Below are 4,107 nucleotides of genomic sequence, written 5' to 3'. Positions count from 1 at the left end.
GAAGCGGCCGTCGAGGGCGCCCGAATAGTAATCCGCCTCCTTGACCGCGCGCTGCACGGTGCGGATCGTCTCGGGCTTCAGCTTCTGTGCCGCCGTGTCGGTGGCCGAGACCGAGGCCGCGCCGAGCTCGCCCCGCTTCAGCGCCCGCAGCACCATGTCGGAGGCGCGCACGCCGGGGAAGTAGCGGCCGAAGCCGTTGTCGATCAGCGTCGCCATCGTCGCCATGGCGACCGGATCGCCCTTGTCGGCCGCCTGCCGGAACAGGTCGAAGCCCTGGCGCAGGTCCCTTGGGAAGCCGTAGGCGCCGGTGGCGTAGTGCGGCACCAGCTTCGAGATCGAGGCGACGTCGCCGCCCGCGACCGCGCGCTTGTAGAGCGCCACCGCGCCGGCCTCGTCCTTCGGGATGCCGTTGCCGTATTCGAGCATCCGCGCGGCGTTGGCGAGCGCCACCACGTTGCCGGCCTCGCCCGCCTGCCGGTAGAGGCGGAACGCCTCGGCCTGCGCGCGCTTCACGCCCTGGCCGTTCTCGTAGAGCGTGGCGAGGTTGTTCATCGCCGAGACGCTGCCGGCCTTGGCCGCCCGGTCGTAGGCCGCGAACGCCTCCTTGTAGCGGTCGGCCCGGTCGTAGGCGCGGCCGAGCTGGTAGGAGAGGCGGCGCAGCTGCGGATAGGCGGTCGACGCCCCGCGGCAGGCCTCGATGGCGGCGGACGCCTCGATCCGCCCGAGCTTCACCCCCGGCACGCCGTTCGGCCGGTCGGGGTCGTCGGTGCCGGCGGCGAGCTCGTCGCAGCGCTTCACCCGCGGATCGCCGCTCGGATTCGAGCCGCCGAGATAGCCCTCCGCGAGGCCGCGATAGGCGCAGACCTCGCCGCAGGAATCGAGATAGGCCTGGTACTGCCGCTGCGCCCCGAACTTCGCCCAGTTCTCCTGGTCGATCGCCGCCGCGTCGCGCTTGCGGCCGGCGAGCAGCCGGTCCATCGCCTGCGAGCGGTAGGCGCAAGCCTCGCCGCAGGTGCCGACATAGGCCTCGAACGCCTCGCGGGTGCCGAGGGTCTCCGCCCGGCGCCACGCCGCCTCGTCGCGGATCGCCGCGACGCCGCCGGCCACCGCCGCAACGGGGAGCGAGGCCTTCACCACGATCGGCGCGTCGTCGATCTCCGGCACCTGCTCGCGGCCCGAGGCGCGCCGCGCCGCCTCCTCGACCTCGCGGCGCAGATAGCCCTTCAACTCCGGCCACTGGATCAGCCCGTCGCCGTTGCCGGGTCCGTCCTTCGCATCGGCGAGGCCCGAGACGCCCATCAGGAAGCGGCTGGTGAGGAGGCCGAGCTTGTTAGCCTCGTCCCAGTTCGCGGGCGTCGCGCCCGAGGTGGCGACGAGGCGCGTGATCCCGGTCTCCGCCTTCGGCCGCGCCGGGGCGAAGCCGGGCGCCGAGACGGCGAGCAGGCTCTCGCCCTTGCGCCCCGTCTCGCCGGTGAAGCAGGCATCGACCATCACCACGAGCTGGCGCTCCGGCCCGATCTTGCGCTTCACGAGGTCGAGGTTGCGGTAGAGGGTCTCCAGGGAATAGCCGCTCTCGCCCTGGTTCGGGTTGCCGTCCTCCGGCAGCAGGAAGGGCTGCTTCGTCGTCAGATCCGGCACGCCGTGGCCGGAATAGTAGACGAAGACGTTCGAGCGGCCCTCGCGGGCGTTGCGCCAGAGCCGGCCCGATTGCGGGTTGCGCTCGGTGCCGAAGACTTGGTTGAACTCGTTGAGGGTCGCGTCCTTCAGGATGAAGACGTTGCTGTCGCGGTAGCCGAGGCGCTCGATCAGGTAGGCGCGGATCGCCTCCGCGTCGTTGTGGGCGTAATCGACCGGGACCGTCTGCTTGTAGCTGCGGTTGCCGATCACCACCGCGACCGAGTCGGCGTTGTCGGAGAACGGCGTCGCCTCGGGCGCGGCTCCGGCCGGCGCGGCGAGGGCGAGGCAGGCTGCCAGGAGGAGAGCGGCTGTTCGAAAGGCTCTGCGCGCGGCGATGACCGGGGCCCGTCTCGGCATGCGGTTCGTCCTCCTCTCGGTTCGCGGACCGAGGCTGTCATCCTTGGAGCGGGGCGCGTCCGCGCTCGGACGCCGCCCAGGGGTAGCCGCTCGAAGGCTGGGAAACAATGTCGCTCGACGAGGGCGCATCGGTGCCGTGCCGCCTGTCCGGCGGGGGGGCGGGCGAGGCTCAGCCCCCGGCGAAGAGCGTGAGGATGAGGCCGAGGGCGGCGAGGTGGAGCGGCGAGAGGGCGGTCAGCATCGCGTCGCCTCCCTACGGCAGGTAGAGGCCGCGGCCGCAGCGGCGCACCCGGCGGGCCTCGACGTAGCCGGTGTAGCGGTTGAACACCTCGACGGTGCGGTAGAGGCAGTACCGGCCGGAATTGCGCCCGTTGTAGTAGACGCCGCCATTGTCGAGATCGACGCCGATGAACTCCTGGTTGCCGGTCGGCGCAGTCCCTTCCTGGGCGAAGGCGGAGGGCGCGGCGCCGAGGAGGCCGGCACCGACGAGCGCGAGGATCATCACCTTGTTCATGTCGCTTCTCCCTGATCGGGCGGTGTCCATCCGCCCTCGATGGGGGCATGGGAGCGACAGACCGGTTTTCGCGAAGCCGGCCTCAAGAAATCGCCGAAAAAAAATCGCCGGTCCGGAAATCGGCGCCGCGCCGGATCACGCGGCCGAGGGTTCGGAGCCCTCGATCAGGCGCAGGCTGCGGCGCAGGCTCTGCGGCGGATGGCCGAAGGCGCGCAGGAAGGCGCGGCGCATCCGGTCGCGGTCGGCGAAGCCCGTGTCGCGGGCGACCACGTCCATGGAATGGCGCCCCTCTTCGAGCATGGCCTTCGCCGCCTCGAGCCGCAGCCGCTCGACCGCCTTTGCCGGGGATTGCCCGGTCTCCTCGCGGAAGAGCCGGCTGAACTGGCGCGGGCTGACGCGGGCGGCCTCCGCCAGTTCCTCCACGGTCAGCGGATTGCGCAGGTGCTCCTTGGCGTAGAGCAGCGCGCGGCGGACCCGGTCCGAGCGCGGCTCCAGTTCGAGCAAGGCCGAGAACTGCGACTGGCCGCCGGGGCGGCGGTGATAGACCACGAGCTTGCGGGCGATGGCGCGCGACAGCTCCGTGCCGTGATCGTCCTCGATCAGCGCCAGCGTCAGGTCGATCGCCGCGCTCATCCCGGCCGAGGTCCAGATCGGGCCGTCTGAGACGAAGATGCGGTCGTCATCGACGCGGATGTGGGGATAGCGCTGCTGCAGGTCGCGGGCATGGGCCCAGTGCGTCGTCGCCACCCGGCCGTCGAGGAGCCCGGCCTCGGCCAGGGCGAAGGCGCCGGTGCAGAGGCCCGCGACCCGGCGCGCGGTCCGCCCGGCCCCGGCGATGTAGTCGCGCAGGCGCGGCGTGAGCGGGCGGGGCAGCAACTCGCCGACGACCATCAGCGTGTCGGGCGTCTCGGTCAGCGCCACGGTCTCGATGCCGATTCCGAGGGAGGAGCGGACGGTGCCGCCCCGCTCCGACATCACGACCAGCCGGTAGGCCTCGCGGCCGAGATGCACGTTGGCGAACTCGAAGGCCGACAGGGCGGCCAACCCCATCACCTGAAAGCCGTCCTCCAGAATGAATCCGACCTGCCGCATCGGACGCTCCACGTTCATGTCCTGATTTGACGTTTATACGTCATTTAAGACACGCGCGTCCAGGGATAGGGTCCTGACATCGCCAACGGCCGCGCAGGCTCGGCAGATGCCGGGGCCGGCCCCAGGACAGGACGACGACCATGACCTCGACCTCCGGCACCGTGCTGATCACCGGCGCCTCCTCCGGCATCGGCGCCGTCTACGCCGATCGTTTCGCTCGCCGCGGCCACGACCTGATCCTCGTCGCCCGCAACCGGGCGCGGCTCGACGCGGTGGCCGACGACCTGTCCCGCCGCCACGGCGTCGCGGTCCGCACCGTCGAGGCCGACCTGACCGAGCGCGCGGGTCTCGCCGCGGTCGAGGAGATCCTCAAGAGCGACGCGTCCATCACGCATCTCGTCAACAATGCCGGCTTCGGCAGCGCCGCGCCGCTCGCCTCCGCCTCGGTGGACGAGATGGAACGGATG

4 protein-coding genes are annotated in these 4,107 nt (G+C 71.4%); 1 reads left to right on the top strand and 3 read right to left on the bottom strand.

Going from position 1 to position 4,107, the window contains the following annotated elements; translation table 11 throughout:
* The 3 genes from MFF42_RS00730 to MFF42_RS00720 all read right to left on the bottom strand — a co-directional run.
* A partial coding sequence (locus tag MFF42_RS00730; RefSeq protein WP_238253591.1) for a caspase family protein occupies nt 1-2,034 on the bottom strand: 2,034 nt, incomplete at its 3' end.
* Nucleotides 2,035-2,287: 253 nt separating this feature from the next.
* Nucleotides 2,288-2,548 (bottom strand): hypothetical protein, encoded by a 261-nt coding sequence (locus MFF42_RS00725; protein WP_238253590.1) that lies wholly within the window; start codon nt 2,546-2,548, stop codon nt 2,288-2,290.
* A gap of 135 nt (nt 2,549-2,683) precedes the next feature.
* Nucleotides 2,684-3,640 carry a GlxA family transcriptional regulator gene (locus MFF42_RS00720; protein ID WP_238253589.1) on the bottom strand — a complete coding sequence of 319 codons (957 nt, stop codon included), beginning with the start codon at nt 3,638-3,640 and terminating at the stop codon, nt 2,684-2,686.
* Between the two features lie 140 nt (nt 3,641-3,780).
* Here MFF42_RS00720 and MFF42_RS00715 point away from each other — a divergent pair.
* Nucleotides 3,781-4,107 (top strand): SDR family NAD(P)-dependent oxidoreductase (locus MFF42_RS00715; RefSeq protein WP_238253588.1); only part of this gene is annotated, 327 nt, incomplete at its 3' end.

This window comes from Methylorubrum podarium (assembly GCF_022179745.1).
Lineage (GTDB): Bacteria > Pseudomonadota > Alphaproteobacteria > Rhizobiales > Beijerinckiaceae > Methylobacterium > Methylobacterium podarium.
Note: the sequence above shows the minus strand (reverse complement) of the source record. Positions and strands in the feature narration are given on the sequence as shown.

What these genes read in the sequence shown, in the direction of transcription:
- MFF42_RS00725 (WP_238253590.1), bottom strand. Translation starts at nt 2,548, where the DNA reads ATGAACAAGGTGATGATCCTCGCGCTCGTCGGTGCCGGCCTCCTCGGC.
- MFF42_RS00720 (WP_238253589.1), bottom strand. Translation starts at nt 3,640, where the DNA reads ATGCGGCAGGTCGGATTCATTCTGGAGGACGGCTTTCAGGTGATGGGG.